This is a genomic window from Vibrio taketomensis, from assembly GCF_009938165.1.
Taxonomy (GTDB): domain Bacteria; phylum Pseudomonadota; class Gammaproteobacteria; order Enterobacterales; family Vibrionaceae; genus Vibrio; species Vibrio taketomensis.
Genome location: NZ_AP019649.1, coordinates 2,935,002 through 2,957,403, shown reverse-complemented (window position 1 = coordinate 2,957,403; position 22,402 = coordinate 2,935,002). Strand labels below are relative to the sequence as shown.

General features: G+C 46.4%; 13 protein-coding genes, 6 tRNA genes, 3 rRNA genes and 1 pseudogene. 20 read left to right on the top strand and 3 right to left on the bottom strand.

Annotation, left to right across the window (positions count from 1 at the left end):
* Positions 1 to 2: 2 nt before the first annotated feature.
* From atpH to glmU, 6 genes are all read left to right on the top strand, one after another.
* A complete protein-coding gene (gene atpH / locus Vt282_RS13750; RefSeq protein WP_162045249.1) occupies positions 3 to 536 on the top strand; it encodes a F0F1 ATP synthase subunit delta in 534 nt (177 codons plus the stop codon).
* 13 nt (positions 537 to 549) lie between these two features.
* Positions 550 to 2,091: a F0F1 ATP synthase subunit alpha gene (gene atpA, locus Vt282_RS13745; RefSeq protein WP_162063642.1), complete on the top strand. Its 1,542-nt coding sequence runs from the start codon at positions 550 to 552 to the stop codon at positions 2,089 to 2,091.
* Between the two features lie 42 nt (positions 2,092 to 2,133).
* Positions 2,134 to 3,000, top strand: coding sequence for a F0F1 ATP synthase subunit gamma (atpG, locus tag Vt282_RS13740; protein WP_162045251.1), 867 nt, complete (start codon positions 2,134 to 2,136; stop codon positions 2,998 to 3,000).
* A gap of 35 nt (positions 3,001 to 3,035) precedes the next feature.
* On the top strand, positions 3,036 to 4,439 hold the full coding sequence (gene atpD / locus Vt282_RS13735) for a F0F1 ATP synthase subunit beta (RefSeq protein WP_162045252.1): 1,404 nt from the start codon (positions 3,036 to 3,038) through the stop codon (positions 4,437 to 4,439).
* 18 nt (positions 4,440 to 4,457) lie between these two features.
* A complete protein-coding gene (locus Vt282_RS13730; protein ID WP_162045253.1) occupies positions 4,458 to 4,880 on the top strand; it encodes a F0F1 ATP synthase subunit epsilon in 423 nt (140 codons plus the stop codon).
* A gap of 155 nt (positions 4,881 to 5,035) precedes the next feature.
* Entirely contained in the window at positions 5,036 to 6,394 is a 1,359-nt protein-coding gene (gene glmU, locus Vt282_RS13725) for a bifunctional UDP-N-acetylglucosamine diphosphorylase/glucosamine-1-phosphate N-acetyltransferase GlmU (protein ID WP_162063641.1), read from the top strand.
* Between the two features lie 65 nt (positions 6,395 to 6,459).
* Here glmU and punC read toward each other — a convergent pair whose 3' ends face one another.
* The gene (gene punC, locus Vt282_RS13720; protein WP_162063640.1) at positions 6,460 to 7,659 is read right to left on the bottom strand and encodes a purine nucleoside transporter PunC; all 1,200 of its coding nucleotides are present in this window, start codon (positions 7,657 to 7,659) and stop codon (positions 6,460 to 6,462) included.
* 146 nt (positions 7,660 to 7,805) lie between these two features.
* On the opposite strand from punC, the gene punR reads away from it, so the two are divergent.
* Positions 7,806 to 8,714 carry a DNA-binding transcriptional activator PunR gene (gene punR / locus Vt282_RS13715; protein ID WP_162063639.1) on the top strand — a complete coding sequence of 303 codons (909 nt, stop codon included), beginning with the start codon at positions 7,806 to 7,808 and terminating at the stop codon, positions 8,712 to 8,714.
* 44 nt (positions 8,715 to 8,758) lie between these two features.
* Here the strand turns inward: punR and fadA are convergent, their stop codons facing one another.
* Positions 8,759 to 9,934 carry an acetyl-CoA C-acyltransferase FadA gene (gene fadA, locus Vt282_RS13710; RefSeq protein ID WP_162063638.1) on the bottom strand — a complete coding sequence of 392 codons (1,176 nt, stop codon included), beginning with the start codon at positions 9,932 to 9,934 and terminating at the stop codon, positions 8,759 to 8,761.
* 12 nt (positions 9,935 to 9,946) lie between these two features.
* The gene (fadB, locus tag Vt282_RS13705) at positions 9,947 to 12,118 is read right to left on the bottom strand and encodes a fatty acid oxidation complex subunit alpha FadB (RefSeq protein WP_162063637.1); all 2,172 of its coding nucleotides are present in this window, start codon (positions 12,116 to 12,118) and stop codon (positions 9,947 to 9,949) included.
* Between the two features lie 244 nt (positions 12,119 to 12,362).
* On the opposite strand from fadB, the pseudogene Vt282_RS13700 reads away from it, so the two are divergent.
* The 13 genes and pseudogenes from Vt282_RS13700 to Vt282_RS20715 all read left to right on the top strand — a co-directional run bounded on the left by Vt282_RS13700 (position 12,363) and on the right by Vt282_RS20715 (position 22,056).
* Positions 12,363 to 12,988: pseudogene (locus Vt282_RS13700) on the top strand (YigZ family protein).
* 35 nt (positions 12,989 to 13,023) lie between these two features.
* Positions 13,024 to 14,481 (top strand): TrkH family potassium uptake protein, encoded by a 1,458-nt coding sequence (locus tag Vt282_RS13695; RefSeq protein ID WP_162045260.1) that lies wholly within the window; start codon positions 13,024 to 13,026, stop codon positions 14,479 to 14,481.
* A 9-nt stretch (positions 14,482 to 14,490) separates the two neighbouring features.
* On the top strand, positions 14,491 to 15,018 hold the full coding sequence (gene hemG / locus Vt282_RS13690) for a menaquinone-dependent protoporphyrinogen IX dehydrogenase (RefSeq protein WP_162063636.1): 528 nt from the start codon (positions 14,491 to 14,493) through the stop codon (positions 15,016 to 15,018).
* A 448-nt stretch (positions 15,019 to 15,466) separates the two neighbouring features.
* Positions 15,467 to 17,011, top strand: a 16S ribosomal RNA gene (locus Vt282_RS13685).
* A gap of 88 nt (positions 17,012 to 17,099) precedes the next feature.
* Positions 17,100 to 17,175, top strand: a tRNA-Glu gene (locus Vt282_RS13680).
* A 2-nt stretch (positions 17,176 to 17,177) separates the two neighbouring features.
* Positions 17,178 to 17,253: transfer RNA gene (locus Vt282_RS13675), tRNA-Lys, on the top strand.
* A gap of 10 nt (positions 17,254 to 17,263) precedes the next feature.
* Positions 17,264 to 17,339 (top strand) — tRNA-Ala (locus Vt282_RS13670).
* A 35-nt stretch (positions 17,340 to 17,374) separates the two neighbouring features.
* A tRNA-Val gene (locus Vt282_RS13665) sits at positions 17,375 to 17,450 on the top strand.
* Positions 17,451 to 17,703: 253 nt separating this feature from the next.
* Positions 17,704 to 20,579: ribosomal RNA gene (locus tag Vt282_RS13660) — 23S ribosomal RNA — on the top strand.
* An 84-nt stretch (positions 20,580 to 20,663) separates the two neighbouring features.
* A 5S ribosomal RNA gene (gene rrf, locus Vt282_RS13655) occupies positions 20,664 to 20,779 on the top strand.
* Together the 16S, 23S and 5S rRNA genes with 6 tRNA genes alongside form the textbook arrangement of a ribosomal RNA operon.
* 44 nt (positions 20,780 to 20,823) lie before the next feature.
* Positions 20,824 to 20,900 (top strand) — tRNA-Asp (locus Vt282_RS13650).
* A 67-nt stretch (positions 20,901 to 20,967) separates the two neighbouring features.
* A tRNA-Trp gene (locus tag Vt282_RS13645) sits at positions 20,968 to 21,043 on the top strand.
* A 635-nt stretch (positions 21,044 to 21,678) separates the two neighbouring features.
* Entirely contained in the window at positions 21,679 to 22,056 is a 378-nt protein-coding gene (locus tag Vt282_RS20715; protein ID WP_232055069.1) for an Arm DNA-binding domain-containing protein, read from the top strand.
* Positions 22,057 to 22,402 lie beyond the last annotated feature (346 nt).

Genomic DNA, 22,402 nt, shown 5'->3' with positions numbered 1-22,402 from the left:
ATATGTCTGATTTGACTACAATCGCACGCCCCTATGCTAAAGCAGCATTCGACTTTGCTGTGGAGAAAGACCAACTAGACCAATGGGGTCAAATGTTATCTTTCGCCGCTGAAGTCGCGCAAAACGCACAAGTAAAAGAGCTTCTTGCAAGCTCTATGTCTGCCGACAAGTTAGCAGAAATTTTTGTTGCAGTTTGTGGCGAGCAAGTGGATGCACACGGTCAGAACCTTTTGAAGGTGATGGCTGAGAATGGTCGACTAAAGGCTATTCCTGATGTTTGTCAGCAATTCTTCGCATTGAAGAAAGAGCATGAGAAAGAAATCGATGTTGAAATTACTTCAGCAACTGAACTTTCTGATGAGCAGCTAGCAAATATCGGTAGCAAACTTGAGCAGCGTTTAGCGCGCAAAGTGAAGCTGAATTGCAGTGTAGACGAGGCCCTACTTGGTGGGGTAATAATTCGAGCCGGAGACCTAATCATCGATAACTCAGCGCGTGGTCGTTTGAACCGCCTGAGCGATGCATTGCAGTCTTAATGGGGATTGGAGCATGCAACTTAATTCCACGGAAATTAGCGATCTGATCAAACAGCGCATCGAATCATTCGAAGTTGTTAGTGAAGCTCGCAATGAAGGTACTATCGTATCGGTAAGCGATGGTATCATCCGCATTCACGGCCTAGCGGACGTGATGCAAGGTGAAATGATTGAATTACCGGGTGGCCGTTATGCGCTAGCACTTAACCTTGAGCGTGACTCGGTAGGTGCAGTAGTAATGGGCCCATATGCTGACCTTAAGGAAGGCATGAAAGTTACAGGTACTGGCCGCATTCTTGAAGTGCCAGTTGGTCCGGAACTTCTAGGTCGCGTAGTGAACACACTAGGTGAGCCTATCGATGGTAAAGGTCCAATCGAAGCGAAACTAACTTCACCTGTAGAAGTGATTGCACCAGGTGTAATCGACCGTAAATCGGTAGATCAGCCTGTGCAAACTGGTTATAAGTCAGTTGACTCAATGATTCCAATCGGTCGTGGTCAGCGTGAACTTATCATCGGTGACCGCCAAACTGGTAAAACAGCAATGGCGATCGATGCAATTATCAACCAGAAAAACTCTGGTATTTACTCTATTTACGTAGCAATTGGTCAGAAAGCTTCTACCATCGCTAACGTAGTACGCAAACTAGAAGAGCACGGTGCACTAGCAAACACTATCGTGGTTGTGGCATCAGCTTCTGAATCTGCGGCATTGCAATACCTAGCGCCTTACGCAGGTTGTGCAATGGGTGAATACTTCCGCGATCGCGGCGAAGACGCACTGATTGTTTACGATGATCTATCTAAACAAGCGGTAGCTTACCGTCAGATCTCTCTACTACTTAAACGTCCACCAGGCCGTGAGGCATTCCCAGGTGACGTATTCTACCTTCACTCGCGTCTACTAGAGCGTGCAGCTCGTGTAAACGAAGAGTACGTAGAGCGTTTCACTAACGGTGAAGTGAAAGGTAAGACTGGTTCTCTAACTGCTCTTCCTATCATCGAAACTCAAGCGGGTGACGTTTCAGCATTCGTACCGACAAACGTAATCTCGATTACTGACGGTCAGATCTTCCTACAAACTGAGCTATTCAACGCAGGTGTTCGTCCAGCGGTTGACCCTGGTATCTCAGTATCTCGTGTAGGTGGTTCGGCACAGACGAAAATCATCAAGAAGCTATCAGGCGGTATCCGTACTGCACTAGCTCAGTATCGTGAACTAGCGGCATTCGCACAGTTCTCGTCTGATCTTGATGACGCAACGAAGAAACAGCTAGACCACGGTCAAAAAGTAACTGAGCTAATGAAGCAGAAGCAATATGTGCCATTCTCAGTATTTGACCAAGCACTAGTAATCTTCGCGGCAGAGCGCGGTTACCTAGCAGATGTTGAACTAAGCAAACTGCTAGATTTCGAAGCGGCTCTACTATCGTACGCTCGCGGTCAATACGCTGAACTTGCAGCTGAGATCGACAAGACGGGTGCTTACAACGATGAAATCGAAGCTCAGTTTAAGCAACTGACTGACGACTTCAAAGCAACCCAAACTTGGTAATAGGTCGGTGGCAGTAATGCCACCAACTAATGGAGAGTAACGATGGCCGGCGCAAAAGAGATACGTAATAAAATCGGTAGTGTTAAAAGCACGCAGAAAATTACGAAAGCGATGGAAATGGTAGCAGCTTCAAAAATGCGTCGTTCTCAAGATGCAATGGAAGCTTCTCGTCCATACGCTGAAACAATGCGTAAAGTGATCGGTCATGTGGCAAATGCGAATCTAGAGTACCGTCATCCGTACCTAGAGGAGCGTGAAGCTAAGCGTGTTGGTTACATCATCGTTTCTACAGACCGTGGCTTGTGTGGCGGCTTGAACATTAATGCGTTCAAGAAAGCACTATTAGACATGCAAGCTTGGAAAGAAAAAGGTGCAGAGATTGAACTTGCCGTTGTAGGTTCAAAGGCAACCAGCTTTTTCAAAAACAGCGGCGCTAAAGTAGCTGCTCAGGTTTCTGGTTTGGGTGATAGCCCTAGCCTCGAAGACCTAATCGGTTCTGTAAGCGTAATGCTAAAGAAATACGATGAAGGTGAATTGGATCGTCTATATGTGGTTTTCAACAAGTTTGTAAACACCATGATTCAACAACCAACGATCGATCAATTGCTACCTTTGCCTAAATCGGACAGCGAAGAGATGCAGCGTGAGCACTCATGGGACTACATCTATGAGCCTGAACCAAAACCTCTATTGGACACACTTTTAGTGCGTTACGTAGAGTCTCAGGTTTACCAAGGTGTGGTAGAAAACCTTGCTTGTGAGCAAGCAGCCCGAATGATTGCGATGAAAGCTGCAACCGATAACGCGACCAACTTGATTGAAGATTTAGAACTTGTGTACAACAAAGCCCGTCAGGCGGCGATTACTCAAGAACTGTCAGAAATCGTTGGCGGCGCTGCTGCGGTTTAAGTTTAGGTTAAACGAAATAGTTTAGAGGATTAACGATGGCTACAGGTAAGATCGTACAGATCATCGGTGCGGTAGTCGACGTAGAGTTCCCACAGAGCGAAGTACCTAGTGTATATGACGCTCTAAACGTAACGGACTCAAAAGAGCGTCTAGTTCTTGAAGTTCAACAACAGCTAGGCGGTGGCGTAGTTCGTTGTATCGTAATGGGTAGCTCAGATGGTTTACGTCGCGGAGTTGAAGTTGTAAATACTGGCGCTCCAATTTCAGTACCAGTAGGTACTAAAACCCTAGGTCGTATCATGAACGTTCTAGGTGACGCGATTGACGAGCGTGGCGAAATCGGTGCGGAAGAGCTTTACTCTATCCACCGTGAAGCGCCAAGCTACGAAGAGCAATCAAACGAAACAGCACTTCTAGAAACGGGTGTTAAAGTAATCGACCTAGTTTGTCCATTTGCTAAGGGTGGTAAAATCGGTCTATTCGGTGGTGCAGGTGTAGGTAAGACCGTTAACATGATGGAACTTATCAACAACATCGCACTACAACACTCTGGTCTTTCAGTATTTGCCGGTGTAGGTGAGCGTACTCGTGAGGGTAACGACTTCTACTACGAAATGCAGGAAGCGGGCGTTGTTAACGTTGAGAAGCCAGAAGAATCTAAAGTAGCGATGGTTTATGGTCAGATGAACGAGCCACCAGGCAACCGTCTACGTGTTGCATTGACTGGTCTAACAATGGCAGAGCGTTTCCGTGACGAAGGTCGTGACGTACTGCTGTTCATCGATAACATCTACCGTTACACACTTGCGGGTACTGAAGTTTCGGCACTTCTAGGTCGTATGCCTTCAGCGGTAGGTTACCAGCCAACGCTAGCAGAAGAAATGGGTGTTCTACAGGAACGTATCACATCAACTCGTCAAGGTTCTATCACGTCTGTACAGGCGGTATACGTACCTGCGGATGACTTGACTGACCCATCTCCAGCAACAACGTTCGCGCACTTGGATGCAACGGTTGTACTTAACCGTAACATCGCAGCGATGGGTCTATACCCAGCGATTGACCCACTAGATTCTACATCTCGTCAGCTTGACCCATTGGTTGTTGGTCAAGAACACTATGATGTGGCTCGTGGCGTTCAGCAAACACTTCAGCGCTACAAAGAGCTGAAAGATATCATCGCGATCCTAGGTATGGACGAGCTATCTGAAGCAGATAAGCAAGTTGTATCTCGTGCACGTAAGATTGAGCGTTTCTTGACTCAGCCTTACCACGTAGCGGAAGTATTTACAGGTGACCCAGGCGTATACGTACCTCTTAAAGAGACTCTACGTGGCTTCCGTGGTCTACTAGCTGGTGAATACGATGACATTCCAGAGCAAGCGTTCATGTACTGCGGTACGATTGACGATGCGATTGAGAATGCTAAGAAGCTATAAGGCTAACTAGGAGGCGATATGGCAGCAATCCCCTTTCATCTAGACGTGGTAAGTGCAGAGAAAAAATTGTTCTCTGGCTTAATTGAAACGTTCCAGGTGACTGGTAGCGAAGGTGAGCTAGGTATTTTCCATGGCCACACTCCGCTGCTGACCGCTATCAAGCCTGGTATGGTGCGTATTTTGATGCAAAACGGCCACGAAGAGTTCATTTATGTCTCTGGTGGTATGGTAGAAGTTCAACCTGGTACAGCGACTGTACTGGCTGATACGGCTATCCGTGGCGAAGATCTAGACGCAGCTAAGGCAGAAGAAGCTAAACGTCGCGCTGAAGAGAATATTCAGAACCAGCACGGCGATATGGACTTCGCACAAGCGGCTAGCGAACTGGCTAAAGCCATTGCTCAGCTTCGAGTTATCGAGCTGACGAAGAAACGCCGTTAATCGATATTAAAGGTGTTTCATTTCTGAAAAAGGCGGTCTTTATGACCGCCTTTTTGTCTGTTTATCTACAGAAATTGTAGATCAGCGTTAACTATTCATATTTAGCGGATTACAATAAGCCGCAAATTCAGAACAACGACGTGATAGGTAAAGTAATGAAATTTAGTGCCGTTATCCTTGCTGCGGGAAAAGGAACCCGTATGTACTCCAACATGCCAAAGGTACTGCATACGTTAGCAGGTAAGCCAATGGTGAAGCATGTGATTGATACATGCTCTGGGTTAGGGGCGCAAAACATTCACTTAGTTTATGGTCACGGCGGTGATCAAATGCAAGCAGCACTTGCTGATGAGCAAGTAAGTTGGGTGTTACAAGCCGATCAGTTAGGTACCGGTCACGCAGTGGATCAAGCCTCTCCTCAATTTGAAGACGATGAGAAGATCCTTGTGCTTTACGGAGATGTACCACTGATCTCTTCAGAGACGATTGAAAGCCTATTAGATGCGCAGCCAAATGGCGGTATTGCACTTTTGACCGTGGTACTGGATAACCCAATGGGTTATGGCCGTATTGTGCGTCGTAATGGCCCAGTGGTGGCAATCGTTGAGCAAAAAGATGCGACTGACGAACAAAAACTGATTAAAGAGATCAACACAGGCGTCATGGTTGCGACCGGTGGGGATCTAAAACGTTGGCTATCTGGCCTAAACAACAATAACGCTCAAGGTGAATATTACCTAACCGACGTTATTGCGGCTGCGCACCAAGAAGGTCGTGCGGTAGAAGCGGTTCATCCAGTCAACCCAATTGAGGTTGAAGGGGTGAATGATCGCGCTCAGTTGGCTCGTTTAGAGCGTGCATACCAAGGTATGCAAGCACAGAAGCTACTTGAACAAGGTGTGATGTTACGTGACCCTGCACGTTTTGATTTGCGTGGTGAATTGCAATGTGGTTTGGACGTTGAAATTGATGTGAACGTTATTATCGAAGGTTCTGTATCTTTAGGTGATAATGTACGTATCGGTGCAGGTTGTGTGCTGAAAGATTGTGAAATCGATGATAACACTATCGTTCGTCCATACAGTGTGATCGAAGGTGCGACCGTCGGTGAAGAATGTACGGTTGGCCCATTTACTCGTCTTCGACCAGGGGCTGAACTGCGTAATGATGCGCATGTAGGTAACTTTGTTGAAGTGAAGAATGCGCGCCTTGGTGAAGGTTCAAAAGCGAATCATCTTACTTATTTAGGTGACGCGGAAATTGGTCAGCGAGTCAACGTTGGTGCAGGTGTCATTACTTGTAACTACGATGGTGCGAATAAATTTAAAACCATTATTGGTGATGATGTGTTTGTTGGTTCTGACAGCCAGTTAATTGCCCCAGTGACTATTGCTGATGGTGCCACCATCGGTGCGGGTACCACTTTGACTAAAGATGTTGCTGAAGGTGAGTTAGTCATCACTCGCGCTAAAGAGCGTAAAGTGTCTGGTTGGGTGCGCCCAGTTAAGAAATAATAACGAATCATTAGAATCAAAAAAGCCGCTCAATTGAGCGGCTTTTGTCTATTTAGCTAAGGTGATTATTCGTCACTTACAACACGTGCATTATCTGGCGTAGTGAAGTTTTGTGCCAATTCACGATTTGCCACTATATAGCCAATCCACATACCAAACATACAGATTACAATCGCAATCCCTGTTGCCGTTTGCGCTTGGCTTGCCAAGGCGGCGACTAATGCACTTGATAAGCTACTTACGCTGATTTGTAGACTGTTTTGTAAGCCTGCTGCGGTTGCTGGGCTTTGTTTGGCACTAGCCAATGCGCGGTTTACTACGATTGGATACATTGCTCCGTTAGCAACCGCGATTAAGCAAAATGGCGCCAGAATTGGCCAAATCGAGGTCAGTTCCCACTGTGATGCAGTAAAAATCATGATTGAAGCAATACTAAATAGGGCAACAAGCTGACGCAGAACTTTTTCATCACCGTATTTATTGACCATTGCTTTGCCTAGCCAACCACCAGCCATAAATGCGATGGTTTGTGGAATGAAGCTTAGACCAATGTCTTTTGCTTCATAACCTAATTGCGCCATGATTTCAGGCATACCTGTAAGGTAAGCAAAGAATGCCGCCGAAGCCGTCGCAAACATCATCACGTTACCAATGTAGGTTTTTGAGCTTAGTAGGCTGCGAATATCATTAGCAACCGAAGTTTGTTTCTCTTCCACTTGCTCTTGTGGCTGACGCATTGTAGCTACCACCAGTAGCACACCCATGACTGTTAGCGCGTAAAAGATACTGTGCCAACCAAAGTGGTCTGCCAGTAACACGCCAAGTTGTGGTGCTAGCGCTGGAGATAACGCAACCAGTGGCATGATAGTGGCAAAAATTTGCTGGCTGGTGCTGCTGTAGCGTTTTATGACCATTGCTTGCCAAATTACCGCAGGTGCACATACCCCAATTGCTTGGATAAAGCGCAACGTCAGTAGCTGCCATACTTGATCGCTAAATGCTAAGCCTAATGATGAAATAGTAAAGAGTGCCAAACCTACTGCGAGCGTGTTGCGATGACCAAACTTATCGGATGCTAAACCCCATACCAACTGTCCGCTTGCCATACCCACTAAAAATACCGTTAGTGACAATGCGATCTGTTCAGGTCCGGTCGCAAAGTCGACTTCCATCATTTTAAATGCTGGTAGGTACATGTCGGTGGCGATAAAGCCAAGCATAGAGAGTGCTGATAAATAAAACAGCTGTGGTTTAGAGACTTTCATAATCGATTCTTCAAAAAAATTCACGAATAAAATGTGACCATAGCGTTTTCAAAGCTATGTCTGATAAGGAGTGCATTCTATTTTGGCAGTAGACAAAATAAAACGTTAATATTTGTAGTTATCAATCAAAAATTTGAAAGGTAGTTATGAGTGTATTTTCTCGTTCTTCACTGAAGATGATCGACACGGTTGCCCGTTTGGGCAGTTTTACTGCTGCGGCAGAGGTGTTGCACAAAGTACCTTCAGCCATCAGTTATAGCGTTCGGCAGATGGAACAAGACTTAGATGTGGTGTTGTTTCGTCGTTTACCAAGAAAGGTGGAACTCACTCCGGCTGGAGAAGTATTTCTTACCGAAGCGCGCCTGATGTTGCGTCAAATGGAAGAAGTGAAATCGCAAACTCGACGTGCAGCGCATGGTTGGCAAAAAACACTCAAACTTACTTTAGATAACGTGGTGCGTTTGGAACCTATGCAAGCGATGATTGAAGCGTTTTATAGTCGTTTCGAACATGCTGAGTTACAACTCAATATGGAAGTGTATAACGGCTCGTGGGAAGCAATTTCGCAAGGGCGAGCGGATATCGTAATAGGTGCAACGGCGGCCATTCCAGTCGGTGGTGACTTTGAAGTAAAGCAAATGGGAATTTTAGAGTGGGCATTTGTTATGGCACCAAATCATCCTTGTGCACGTGAGCAAGTACTTACTGAAGATTTGATTAGCCGTTTTCCTGCTATTTGTTTGGACGATACATCTAGCGTATTGCCGAAAAGACATAATGTTCATTATCCGCAGCAGCGACGTTTATTGCTGCCTAATTGGTACAGTGCGATCGAGTGCTTTAAGCAAGGTTTAGGAGTGGGTTATATGCCAAGACATATCGCTCAACCATTAATAGAAGCTAATTTGCTGGTGGAGAAATTACTTCCTGAAGCCAATCCACGTAGCCATTGTTGTTTAGTGTGGCGTAAAGATGAAAATCATAAAATGATCGAGTGGATGGTGGATTATCTTGGCTCGAGTGAGCAGCTTTATAACGATTGGTTGCGTTCGTAAAAAAACGCCAGCAAGGCTGGCGTTTAGTAACAGAGTAGTAGTCACTAAGGTCGCTCAAAAATGGTTGCAATACCTTGGCCTAAACCAATACACATAGTGGCTAAGCCATATTTGGCGTCTTTTGCTTCCATAAGATTAATTAAGGTTGTGGAGATGCGTGAACCTGAGCAACCTAGCGGATGCCCCAGTGCGATTGCACCGCCATTGAGATTGACCTTTTCATCGAGAACTTCCAGCAGCCCTAAATCTTTGGCAACAGGCAGCGCTTGGGCAGCAAAAGCTTCATTGAGCTCAATTACATCCATATCCTCAATGGTTAGGCCTGCACGTTTGAGCGCTTTTTGCGTCGCAGGTACAGGACCGTAACCCATGATGGATGGGTCGCAGCCTGCGATTGCCATTGACTTCACATAAGCTCGAATTGGTAGCTCCAATTCCTTGGCTTTATCTTCGCTCATGATCAGCATTACCGATGCGCCATCGGATAGCGCTGACGAGGTTCCGGCAGTAACAGTACCGTTAGCTGGGTCGAATACTGGGCGTAGTTGAGATAAGCCTTCGACGCTGGTCTCCGGTCTAATCACTTCATCATAATCGAGTTGGATTAATGTGCCGTCTTCGGCATGGCCTTGGGTTGGTAGAATTTCATTTTTGAAACGGCCTTCTACTGTTGCGGCTTGTGCTCTAGCATGAGAACGAGCGGCAAACTCGTCTTGTTGCTCGCGGCTAATGCCATGCAGTTTACCGAGCATTTCCGCGGTTAAGCCCATCATCCCTGCAGCTTTGGCCACGGTTTTTGACATTCCTGGATGGAAATCGACACCATGGTTCATAGGGACATGCCCCATATGTTCGACTCCACCAATTAAACAGATATCAGCATCACCGGTCATGATTGCTCGTGTACCATCATGAAGAGCTTGCATCGATGAGCCACACAAACGGTTGACAGTGACGGCTCCAATTTCAATCGGCAGACCCGCCAGCAGGGCGGCGTTACGTGCGACATTAAAGCCTTGCTCTAAGGTTTGTTGTACGCATCCCCAATAGATGTCTTCAATTTCGCGTGGGTCGACTTGCGGGTTGCGAGCCAAAATACCTTGCATCAAATGTGCAGATAAATCTTCCGCACGTACGTGTCGATAAGCACCGCCTTTAGAACGTCCCATTGGGGTACGAAGACAGTCAACTACTACGACTTTGTTGGTTTTAATAGTCATTTCGATTTCCCCTTAAATTGAACTTTTTTGTTGGCTAGCGTAAAAGCACTCACTTTTAGCGGCCATATCGATGAGCAGCTGCGGTACTTGGTACATGGCACCTAAATTTTCAAACGCTTTTGCTTGTTCGATGTAATTGTTGAGTCCAATCGTATCGAGATAGCGGAAAACGCCACCTCTAAATGGAGGGAATCCCAGGCCATAGACCAGCGCCATATCTGCTTCTTGCGGCGAGGCAACAATACCTTGCTCAAGGCATAACACCACTTCGTTGATCATTGGAATCATGGTGCGAGCGATGATGGATTGATCATCAAATTGTTGTGGATCGTTACACACGCTACTGAGTGACGAAAGAATTTCAGGATCGAAGGTTTTCTTTGGTTTCCCTTTGCGGTCAACGCTGTAACTGTAAAAACCGTGACCATTTTTTTGTCCGTATTTCCCTGCGTCATACAATACATCGATAACATCACGCTGCTGTTTCGCCATTCTGTCTGGGAAACCCTGAGCCATCACATCTTGTGCATGATGGGCTGTATCGATCCCGACTACATCCAGTAGATAAGCGGGCCCCATCGGCCAACCAAATTGACGCTCCATTACTTTATCGATGTGAGTAAAATCCGCACCATCTCGAAGCAATAAACTGAAACCGCCAAAGTATGGAAAAAGTACGCGATTGACGAAGAATCCAGGGCAGTCATTCACTACGATTGGCGATTTGCCCATTTTGGCAGCATAGGCCACCACCCGATTGATGGTCTCTTCGGAAGTCTGTTCACCACGAATAATTTCGACCAATGGCATACGATGCACAGGGTTGAAAAAATGCATACCGCAGAAATTTTCAGGTCGTTTAAGAGACTTGGCGAGTACATCGATTGGAATAGTTGATGTATTGGAAGTAATTACCGTATCGTCAGTGATGTTTTGCTCGACCTCGCTTAATACCGCTGCTTTAATTTTTGGATTTTCTACCACAGCCTCTACGATGACGTCTGCTTGCTCAATACCTGCATAATGTAAACTTGGCGTAATTGAGGCGAGAACGCCCGCCATTTTGAAACCGTCAATTCGGCTCCGTTCAAGGCGTTTGTTGAGAAGTTTCGATGCTTCACGCATACCTAAATCAAGTGATGCTTGAGCAATGTCTTTCATCAGCACGGGGACGCCTTTTAGGGCTGATTGGTAGGCGATACCGCCTCCCATTATTCCAGCGCCCAATACCGCCGCTCTTTGTGTCTCTTTTTCTGCGTATCTGGCTGATTTTTTGGCTAGAGACTTAATGTATTGATCATTTAGGAACAAGCCAACTAAGGCATTAGCTTCAGTTGATTTGGCAAGCTGAATAAAGTATTTACGCTCAATATCTAGCGCTTCGTTACGCATTGAGTTGGCGCTTTCCTCAATGGCTTTGACTGCTGACATTGGGGCTGGGTAGTGAGGGCCTGCTTTTTGCGCAACGAGACCTTTCGCTGTGGTGAAACTCATCATCGCTTCGAGTTTACTTAGATTGAGTGCTGTCGTTTTTTGTTCACGACGTTGACGCCAGTCTAATTGCTCATTGATAGCTTGCTCTAAGGTGACTAAAGCAGATTGAAGCAGTGTATCAGAGTCTACAATCGCATCTAATAAACCGATTTTAAGTGCTTCGTTGGCTCGACACGCTTTACCTTGGGTAATGATCTCCATTGCGCTATCCGCACCTATCAATCGAGGTAAGCGTACGCTTCCCCCAAATCCAGGCATAATGCCAAGCTTGGTTTCGGGAAGCCCTATGCTGGTGGTTTTGTCACCAATACGATAGTCGGTAGCGAGTACACACTCACATCCGCCGCCTAAAGTGTGTCCTTTTACGGCTGAGAGTGTTGGGAAAGGTAAATCTTCTAGTTTGGAGAAGATCTTATTCGCCATTTGTAACCATTGGTCGAGTTCATTTTCAGCTAAGGCAAATAAACCCAAAAATTCAGTGATATCAGCGCCGACAATAAAGGCATCTTTGTCGGTGGTGAGTAATAGACCTTGTAGGTGATTGGTTTTAAGTATGGCATCCAGTGCAGCATCTAAGGATTGCAACGTGGCCAAATCGAGTTTGTTAACCGGACCATCTGAGCTAAAACATAGCTCGGCGATATTCGGTTTCACTTCCTTTACATAGAGGTTATTGGCTTGGTAAATCATGTCTATCTCCGTGACATTTAATCTATACCCAAGCAACGTCAAGAGCATCGTTCAGCACGAGTTGCTGGATATTCCTATAGGATTTTTGTAGGTATCTATTGTTTCGCTCTTAGTTTGGACTTGAGAATGCTTAATTTCAATACAATTTTCAAACAAGTGTTTAACATTGTGATTGAGATATTCCACTCTATGTTTACACCATGCCCGTGATAAACTTGTTTCATTATCGAACAACGGTCCAATCATGAATCAGAAACCTTATTTAATTCCCGCGGCGGCGGTGACTTTTGAAGAAGAGATCAAGAAAAGCCATTTCATTACTTATTTAGCGCACACTCCTAATCCTGAAAGTGCCAAAACATTTGTCGATAGCATCAAGAAAAACATCCCGATGCACGCCATAACTGTTGGGCTTTTGTTGCGGGGCGACCGGAAGATTCAATGCAATGGGGTTTTAGTGATGATGGCGAGCCCTCAGGCACGGCAGGCAAACCGATTCTGGCGCAATTGTCAGGCTCTGGAGTGGGAGAGATAAGTGCTGTGGTCACTCGTTATTACGGTGGGATTCGTCTTGGTACGGGTGGGTTAGTGAAAGCGTATGGCGGCGGTGTACAACAAGCATTAAAGCTGCTTCAAACAATCGAGAAAAAAATCACCACATTAGTCAAGCTCCAGTTAGACTATGCTTTCATGCCGATAGCACAATCATTGTATGGTCAATTTGGTGTACAGGAAGTAGAAGCAAAATACAGTGATGGGGTGGAGCTAGTGCTTGAATTAGAAGCTCGAGAATTGGATGCGTTTACTCAAACCATCATTAATAAAAGTGGCGCAAAAGCCATAGTTACCCCAATTAAAGGGATTGAATAGGAAGTCTGAAGCTTAGCTTCGCTCATCAATTTATAATGCAATTTCGATCTATTATCCGAATCGTCGGGCTGTTACTGGCCCTGTTTAGCGTCTCGATGCTTGCGCCTGCCTTAGTGGCGCTGATTTATCGAGATGGTGCGGGTGTGCCTTTTGTTACCACCTTCTTTGTCTTGTTGTTCTGTGGTGTTGTTTCTTGGTTTCCTAATCGACATCACAAGCATGAATTAAAAGCCCGTGACGGCTTTCTTATCGTTGTGCTTTTTTGGACGGTAATCGGCAGTGCGGGTTCGCTACCATTCCTCCTTTCTGACAACCCTAATATCTCAGTGACTGATGCCTTTTTTGAATCCTTTTCTGCACTGACGACGACAGGGGCGACGGTTATTGTCGGTCTTGACCATTTACCTAAAGCAATTCTGTTTTATCGTCAGTTTCTGCAATGGTTTGGTGGCATGGGAATCATCGTACTTGCTGTGGCCATTTTGCCTGTATTGGGTATCGGTGGCATGCAGTTATATCGCGCAGAAATTCCCGGTCCCGTAAAAGACAGCAAAATGACGCCACGTATCGCCGAAACAGCAAAAGCGCTTTGGTATATCTATTTAAGCTTAACCATTGCTTGTGCATTGGCATTTTGGCTTGCGGGCATGACACCATTTGATGCGATTGGACATAGTTTCTCAACTATCGCCATCGGTGGCTTCTCAACCCATGATGCCAGTATGGGTTATTTTGATAGCTATGCGATCAATATGATTACGGTTGTATTTCTGCTTATTTCGGCTTGTAACTACTCGCTACACTTTGCCGCATTTGCTACGGGTGGCGTTCACCCTAAATACTACTGGCGAGATCCGGAATTTCGTGCCTTTGTTTTTATTCAGGTATTGTTATTCTTAATTTGTTTTCTAATGCTTCTTAATCATCATTCTTACGACACCATTTATGAGGCATTTGATCAGGCTCTATTCCAGACGGTTTCGATTTCAACCACTGCTGGTTTTACCACCACAGGTTTTGCTGATTGGCCACTGTTTTTACCCGTATTGCTCCTGTTTTCATCTTTTATTGGAGGATGTGCTGGTTCAACAGGTGGTGGGATGAAGGTTATTCGCATTTTACTTTTGACGCTGCAAGGTGCTCGTGAACTAAAACGTCTGGTTCATCCTCGCGCGGTATACACGATTAAACTTGGTGGTAATGCACTACCGCAGCGAGTAGTTGACGCCGTATGGGGATTTTTCTCTGCTTATACTCTCGTGTTTGTCGTGTGTATGTTGGCACTGATCGCAACCGGTATGGATGAACTAAGCGCGTTCTCGGCGGTTGCTGCGACATTGAATAACTTGGGCCCTGGATTAGGGGAGGTTTCGCTGCATTTTGGTGAAATCAATGACAAGGCAAAATGGGTGTTGGTGGTGTCGATGCTGTTTGGTCGTCTGGAAATATTCACTTTGCTTATTCTATTAACTCCAACCTTCTGGCGTAGCTAAGGACATACAGTGGAAAAAATACTCTTTCTTTATTCTTCTCGTGAAGGGCAAACCATTAAAATTCTCAAACATATTGAAACAGAGCTAAGCGAGTTTCAATGTGAGCTAGTGGATTTGCATCAAGTAGGTGAGATTGATTTCTCTGTGTATGACAGAGTGCTTATTGGTGCATCCATTCGTTATGGCAAGCTCAATAAAAAGCTATACCAATTTATTAACGCTAATCTAGGGCAGCTTAATCAGCATAAAGTCGCTTTCTTTTGCGTCAACCTTACCGCCAGAAAAGAAGACCAAGGTAAAGATACGCCGGAAGGCAGTGTCTACATTAAGAAGTTTCTCAAGTTATCGCCATGGCAACCTAAGTTGATCGGCGTGTTTGCCGGTGCCCTCTATTACCCTAGATATAGCTGGTTCGATAAAATGATGATTAAACTCATTATGACCTTAACTGGCGGTGAAACGGATACCAGTAAAGAAGTGGAATATACTAACTGGAAAAAAGTGACTTTATTTGCCGAAAAATTTAAACAATTGTAAACAAAACCGCCTATTTTGGCGGTTTTAGCTTAATAAGTAGCCGAACGATAAAAAAATCGGAAAAACCTTTAAAAAGGGCTTGCCAAAGAAATCCACTTCTCTATAATGCGCCCTCGTTGACACGGCAAAGCTTCGAAAGAAACGAGAGCCAAGTTAGCAAGGTTACTTAGCCAAGCCAAACGCTTGAAAGAAAGTTTGAAAAAAGTGGTTGACACTAAACTTTATCTCGCTAAAATGACCGTCCGTTTTGAGAGAACTCAAAGCGAAAAGCTCTTTAACAATATAAACCTATCAATCTGTGTGGGCACTCGTTGATGATAATCCAATTAGAAGCTTAGGCTTCAAATTGATTTCAATGAACTGAGTGACCAATCGATACTTAGTATCGGCACAGTCAATTCAACATTACTATGTAATGTAATCAGTATTCATTGAGTCACAAAATCTTAAATTGAAGAGTTTGATCATGGCTCAGATTGAACGCTGGCGGCAGGCCTAACACATGCAAGTCGAGCGGCAGCGACAACATTGAACCTTCGGGGGATTTGTTGGGCGGCGAGCGGCGGACGGGTGAGTAATGCCTAGGAAATTGCCCTGATGTGGGGGATAACCATTGGAAACGATGGCTAATACCGCATGATGCCTACGGGCCAAAGAGGGGGACCTTCGGGCCTCTCGCGTCAGGATATGCCTAGGTGGGATTAGCTAGTTGGTGAGGTAAGGGCTCACCAAGGCGACGATCCTAGCTGGTCTGAGAGGATGATCAGCCACACTGGAACTGAGACACGGTCCAGACTCCTACGGGAGGCAGCAGTGGGGAATATTGCACAATGGGCGCAAGCCTGATGCAGCCATGCCGCGTGTATGAAGAAGGCCTTCGGGTTGTAAAGTACTTTCAGTCGTGAGGAAGGTTCATGCGTTAATAGCGTATGGATTTGACGTTAGCGACAGAAGAAGCACCGGCTAACTCCGTGCCAGCAGCCGCGGTAATACGGAGGGTGCGAGCGTTAATCGGAATTACTGGGCGTAAAGCGCATGCAGGTGGTTAGTTAAGTCAGATGTGAAAGCCGGGGCTCAACCTCGGAATTGCATTTGAAACTGGCTGACTAGAGTACTGTAGGGGGTAGAATTTCAGGTGTAGCGGTGAAATGCGTAGAGATCTGAAGGAATACCGGTGGCGAAGGCGGCCCCCTGGACAGATACTGACACTCAGATGCGAAAGCGTGGGGAGCAAACAGGATTAGATACCCTGGTAGTCCACGCCGTAAACGATGTCTACTTGGAGGTTGTGGCCTTGAGCCGTGGCTTTCGAGCTAACGCGTTAAGTAGACCGCCTGGGGAGTACGGTCGCAAGATTAAAACTCAAATGAATTGACGGGGGCCCGCACAAGCGGTGGAGCATGTGGTTTAATTCGATGCAACGCGAAGAACCTTACCTACTCTTGACATCCATAGAACTTAGCAGAGATGCTTTGGTGCCTTCGGGAACTATGAGACAGGTGCTGCATGGCTGTCGTCAGCTCGTGTTGTGAAATGTTGGGTTAAGTCCCGCAACGAGCGCAACCCTTATCCTTGTTTGCCAGCGAGTAATGTCGGGAACTCAGGAGACTGCCGGTGATAAACCGGAGGAAGGTGGGGACGACGTCAAGTCATCATGGCCCTTACGAGTAGGGCTACACACGTGCTACAATGGCGTATACAGAGGGCTGCCAACTCGCGAGAGTGAGCGAATCCCAAAAAGTACGTCGTAGTCCGGATTGGAGTCTGCAACTCGACTCCATGAAGTCGGAATCGCTAGTAATCGTGGATCAGAATGCCACGGTGAATACGTTCCCGGGCCTTGTACACACCGCCCGTCACACCATGGGAGTGGGCTGCAAAAGAAGTGGGTAGTTTAACCTTCGGGAGGACGCTCACCACTTTGTGGTTCATGACTGGGGTGAAGTCGTAACAAGGTAGCGCTAGGGGAACCTGGCGCTGGATCACCTCCTTATACGATGATTATCGTGATGAGTGTCCACACAGATTGATGGTTTATAAAGTAAAGAGAATGAAGATTTCCCAAAATCTTCAAATCCAGTGTCCCGTTCGTCTAGAGGCCTAGGACACCGCCCTTTCACGGCGGTAACAGGGGTTCGACTCCCCTACGGGATACCATTGGGTCGTTAGCTCAGTTGGTAGAGCAGTTGACTTTTAATCAATTGGTCGCAGGTTCGAATCCTGCACGACCCACCATTTTCTCGATGGGGCTATAGCTCAGCTGGGAGAGCGCCTGCCTTGCACGCAGGAGGTCAGCAGTTCGATCCTGCTTAGCTCCACCATTCGAGACTTCTTCCACAAGAAGTAAAACTAATGTGGGCGATTAGCTCAGTTGGGAGAGCACCTGCCTTACAAGCAGGGGGTCACTGGTTCGAGCCCGGTATCGCCCACCATCTTTAAGCGCATTCGATGAGTGCTTTTAAAAATGGTTTCATTAGAAATCAAGCTCTTTAACAATTTGGAAAGCTGACAAAACAACAATTTATTGTTGTTTGTAAAGTTCTCAAAGTATTCATTTATGAATACAACTAAAAACATTCAAGTGTTCTTGGAATTTGAGTCCGCAAAATCGAGTCTGCATCATGTATAAAATTGCAGACAACTTTGGTGATTTGATTATCAACTCGAAACTCCTTCGGGTTGTATGGTTAAGTGACTAAGCGTACACGGTGGATGCCTTGGCAGTCAGAGGCGATGAAGGACGTATTAACTTGCGATAAGCCCAGATTAGGCAGTAAAAGCCACTTGAGTCTGGGATTTCCGAATGGGGAAACCCACTTACATAAGTAAGTATCGTTATGTGAATACATAGCATAACGAGGCGAACCGGGGGAACTGAAACATCTAAGTACCCCGAGGAAAAGAAATCAACCGAGATTCCGAAAGTAGCGGCGAGCGAAATTGGACTAGCCCTTAAGCTTTACACGCGTTAGACGAACGGTCTGGAAAGTCCGACGATACAGGGTGATAGTCCCGTAGTTGACGATGTGTGTTCAGTGAAATCGAGTAGGGCGGGACACGTGTTATCCTGTCTGAATATGGGGGGACCATCCTCCAAGGCTAAATACTACTGACTGACCGATAGTGAACCAGTACCGTGAGGGAAAGGCGAAAAGAACCCTGTGAGGGAGTGAAATAGAACCTGAAACCGTGTACGTACAAGCAGTAGGAGCAGGCTTTGTCCTGTGACTGCGTACCTTTGTATAATGGGTCAGCGACTTATATTCAGTGGCAAGGTTAACCATCTAGGGGAGCCGTAGGGAAACCGAGTCTTAACTGGGCGTTCAGTCTCTGGATATAGACCCGAAACCAGGTGATCTAGCCATGGGCAGGTTGAAGGTTGAGTAACATCAACTGGAGGACCGAACCGACTAATGTTGAAAAATTAGCGGATGACTTGTGGCTAGGGGTGAAAGGCCAATCAAACCTGGAGATAGCTGGTTCTCCCCGAAAGCTATTTAGGTAGCGCCTCGGACGAATACTACTGGGGGTAGAGCACTGTTAAGGCTAGGGGGTCATCCCGACTTACCAACCCTTTGCAAACTCCGAATACCAGTAAGTACTATCCGGGAGACACACGGCGGGTGCTAACGTCCGTCGTGGAGAGGGAAACAACCCAGACCGCCAGCTAAGGTCCCAAATTATAGCTAAGTGGGAAACGATGTGGGAAGGCTTAGACAGCTAGGATGTTGGCTTAGAAGCAGCCATCATTTAAAGAAAGCGTAATAGCTCACTAGTCGAGTCGGCCTGCGCGGAAGATGTAACGGGGCTAAGCTATAAACCGAAGCTGCGGCAATAACTTTTAGTTATTGGGTAGGGGAGCGTTCTGTAAGCCGTTGAAGGTGTGTTGTAAAGCATGCTGGAGGTATCAGAAGTGCGAATGCTGACATGAGTAACGATAAAGGGGTGAAAACCTCCTCGCCGGAAGACCAAGGGTTCCTGTCCAACGTTAATCGGGGCAGGGTAAGTCGACCCCTAAGGCGAGGCCGAAAGGCGTAGTCGATGGGAAACGGGTTAATATTCCCGTACTTCTTACAATTGCGATGGGGGGACGGAGAAGGCTAGGTGGGCCTGGCGACGGTTGTCCAGGTTCAAGTGCGTAGGCTTAAGAGTTAGGTAAATCCGGCTCTTTTTAAGGCTGAGACACGACGTCGAGCTACTACGGTAGTGAAGTCATTGATGCCATGCTTCCAGGAAAAGCCTCTAAGCTTCAGATTGTAAGGAATCGTACCCCAAACCGACACAGGTGGTCGGGTAGAGAATACCAAGGCGCTTGAGAGAACTCGGGTGAAGGAACTAGGCAAAATGGTACCGTAACTTCGGGAGAAGGTACGCTCTTGACGGTGAAGTCCCTTGCGGATGGAGCTATTGAGAGTCGCAGATACCAGGTGGCTGCAACTGTTTATTAAAAACACAGCACTGTGCAAAATCGTAAGATGACGTATACGGTGTGACGCCTGCCCGGTGCCGGAAGGTTAATTGATGGGGTTAGACTTCGGTCGAAGCTCTTGATCGAAGCCCGGTAAACGGCGGCCGTAACTATAACGGTCCTAAGGTAGCGAAATTCCTTGTCGGGTAAGTTCCGACCTGCACGAATGGCGTAATGATGGCCACGCTGTCTCCACCCGAGACTCAGTGAAATTGAAATCGCTGTGAAGATGCAGTGTACCCGCAGCTAGACGGAAAGACCCGTGAACCTTTACTACAGCTTGGCACTGAACATTGACCCTACATGTGGGATAGGTGGGAGGCTTTGAAGCAAGTACGCCAGTATTTGTGGAGCCGTCCTTGAAATACCACCCTTGTAGTGTTGATGTTCTAACGTCGACCCCTAATCGGGGTTACGGACAGTGCCTGGTGGGTAGTTTGACTGGGGCGGTCTCCTCCCAAAGAGTAACGGAGGAGCACGAAGGTGGGCTAATCACGGTTGGACATCGTGAGGTTAGTGCAATGGCATAAGCCCGCTTAACTGCGAGAATGACGGTTCGAGCAGGTGCAGCAGGTCATAGTGATCCGGTGGTTCTGAATGGAAGGGCCATCGCTCAACGGATAAAAGGTACTCCGGGGATAACAGGCTGATACCGCCCAAGAGTTCATATCGACGGCGGTGTTTGGCACCTCGATGTCGGCTCATCACATCCTGGGGCTGAAGTCGGTCCCAAGGGTATGGCTGTTCGCCATTTAAAGTGGTACGCGAGCTGGGTTTAGAACGTCGTGAGACAGTTCGGTCCCTATCTGCCGTGGGCGTTGGAGAATTGAAAGGGCTGCTCCTAGTACAGAGGACCGGAGTGGACGAACCTCTGGTGTTCGGGTTGTGTCGCCAGACGCATTGCCCGGTAGCTAAGTTCGGAATCGATAACCGCTGAAAGCATCTAAGCGGGAAGCGAGCCTTGAGATGAGTTCTCCCTGATACTTTAAGTATCCTAAAGGGTTGTCGGAGACTACGACGTTGATAGGTCAGGTGTGTAAGTGCTGTGAGGCATTGAGCTAACTGATACTAATTGCCCGTGAGGCTTAACCATACAACACCCAAGGGGTTTTGATGGACTCAAACTAGAACATTGAATGTGTAAGAACGAAAACAGCTTTCCGAATTAAAGAATTTGCTTGGCGACCATAGCGATTTGGACCCACCTGATTCCATGCCGAACTCAGAAGTGAAACGAATTAGCGCCGATGGTAGTGTGGGGCTTCCCCATGTGAGAGTAGGACATCGCCAGGCTTTAAATTATGAACACTTGTCAGCGACGACAAGTAGTCCACTGCGGAGTGGTAGTTCAGTTGGTTAGAATACCGGCCTGTCACGCCGGGGGTCGCGGGTTCGAGTCCCGTCCACTCCGCCACTTATTCGAAAACCTCGCTTCTGCGAGGTTTTTTTGAATCTACAATGTGTTAAACTGTAGTTTCTACAGGGGTGTAGCTCCAATTGGCAGAGCAGCGGATTCCAAATCCGCGTGTTGGGAGTTCGAATCTCTCCACCCTGCCATTTTCCTTTCGGGGTATAGAAAGTCTCAACTTAGGTTGGGACTTTTTTTTCTAACGTTATAAGAAATCGACGCTTTCAAATTGCCTACCTATTTCCACTCGAAAATCCCATCAGAACAACACCTATAGCTTTCCAAATTTTTCTTCCGGTTCATATCCTGTCTTCAGCTTTAAACTTCGTGGTGAGCGATACAGCTACAAATTGCGCTTGCGTAAACCTAGGTTGAATATCGCCAACGAACACCTTTCATAGAATCTCTCCTTTGCTCTGGTCTATATCCGGTCACGTGAATGCCGTTCGCTCGTACTTGGGTGACGGTGGTTCGTTCCTAATGACGCTGCTTTAAGCCAGTGGTGTGGTACTTCATCGCTAAATTTCACACTCTGTTATTGGTACACTAGTTGTACCCACATTTTCATTATCTGATGATGTCGTGTAGGTTCTCCCTCGCATGGTGTCACGGATGCCAATGCAAATGACGGCAATATACATTGCTACTATCAAGTTCTGATATTCATAGCTAAGCCTCGTCATATCAATGGTTAACGACGTTTACCATGTACGAGAGGAGTCTTTAAACACCTTTGAAACATATAGAATATTAAGTGATTGATAGAAATAGGAGTATTGATGTCATGACACTTAATAGAACCGTTAACTTCACTAATTCGGTAGTAAGATCCTTGCCAGTACCGCCTGCTGACTCTCGCTCGACTGATCTTGAATGGTCTGATGGCGGTGGAGATAACAGCGTAATTGGTTTAAAGGTACTTGTCGGAAAGACGGGAATCGTCGTTTCTTACTGCGATATTCATCAAAAACTTCTTAGATCTCATGATAAACCTAGTCGTAAGGCAAGTATTTCTCTAGGTCGTTTTCCAGATCTATCAGTGGAAGAAGCTAGAAAGAAAGCACGTAAGCTTAAAGTGCAAATCGCCGATGGTATTGACCCTAAGATTGAAAGGGATTCTCGCTCAACGGTGATGATTCCCGATGTATACCTTCTTCCATGAGACATACCTCCCATGGGCTAGCGAAAGAAATCATGGCGTGATGATGAAACTCGATTCCTGCGTTGTAAGCCTATCTATAAAATCCCGATGGATAAGCTGACTGCTCATGCAATCATGAAGCAGCAATCTCACCTAACGACGGAGCTATAAGGGAAAGTCTTATTCAACAAGCACTAACAACAGGGTAATTGTGCTGATCAAGGGTTTATGTTCTCTGTCAGCTAAGATCTGGGACACCACGAATCATGCAACGAAGGTTAGCTTATTACCTGAAAATGGAGCCCGTGAGCGATTCCTGAATATTGAAGAAACGGCATTGCTGATAAAGGTAGCTCGAACTTATTAC

Bases quoted from the DNA above. Each gene is read 5' to 3' on its own strand.
- punR (WP_162063639.1), top strand. From the start codon at position 7,806: ATGAGTGTATTTTCTCGTTCTTCACTGAAGATGATCGACACGGTTGCC.
- atpA (WP_162063642.1), top strand. From the start codon at position 550: ATGCAACTTAATTCCACGGAAATTAGCGATCTGATCAAACAGCGCATC.
- atpH (WP_162045249.1), top strand. From the start codon at position 3: ATGTCTGATTTGACTACAATCGCACGCCCCTATGCTAAAGCAGCATTC.
- punC (WP_162063640.1), bottom strand. From the start codon at position 7,659: ATGAAAGTCTCTAAACCACAGCTGTTTTATTTATCAGCACTCTCTATG.
- glmU (WP_162063641.1), top strand. From the start codon at position 5,036: ATGAAATTTAGTGCCGTTATCCTTGCTGCGGGAAAAGGAACCCGTATG.
- atpG (WP_162045251.1), top strand. From the start codon at position 2,134: ATGGCCGGCGCAAAAGAGATACGTAATAAAATCGGTAGTGTTAAAAGC.
- atpD (WP_162045252.1), top strand. From the start codon at position 3,036: ATGGCTACAGGTAAGATCGTACAGATCATCGGTGCGGTAGTCGACGTA.
- fadB (WP_162063637.1), bottom strand. From the start codon at position 12,118: ATGATTTACCAAGCCAATAACCTCTATGTAAAGGAAGTGAAACCGAAT.
- fadA (WP_162063638.1), bottom strand. From the start codon at position 9,934: ATGACTATTAAAACCAACAAAGTCGTAGTAGTTGACTGTCTTCGTACC.
- Vt282_RS13695 (WP_162045260.1), top strand. From the start codon at position 13,024: ATGCAATTTCGATCTATTATCCGAATCGTCGGGCTGTTACTGGCCCTG.
- Vt282_RS13730 (WP_162045253.1), top strand. From the start codon at position 4,458: ATGGCAGCAATCCCCTTTCATCTAGACGTGGTAAGTGCAGAGAAAAAA.
- Vt282_RS20715 (WP_232055069.1), top strand. From the start codon at position 21,679: ATGACACTTAATAGAACCGTTAACTTCACTAATTCGGTAGTAAGATCC.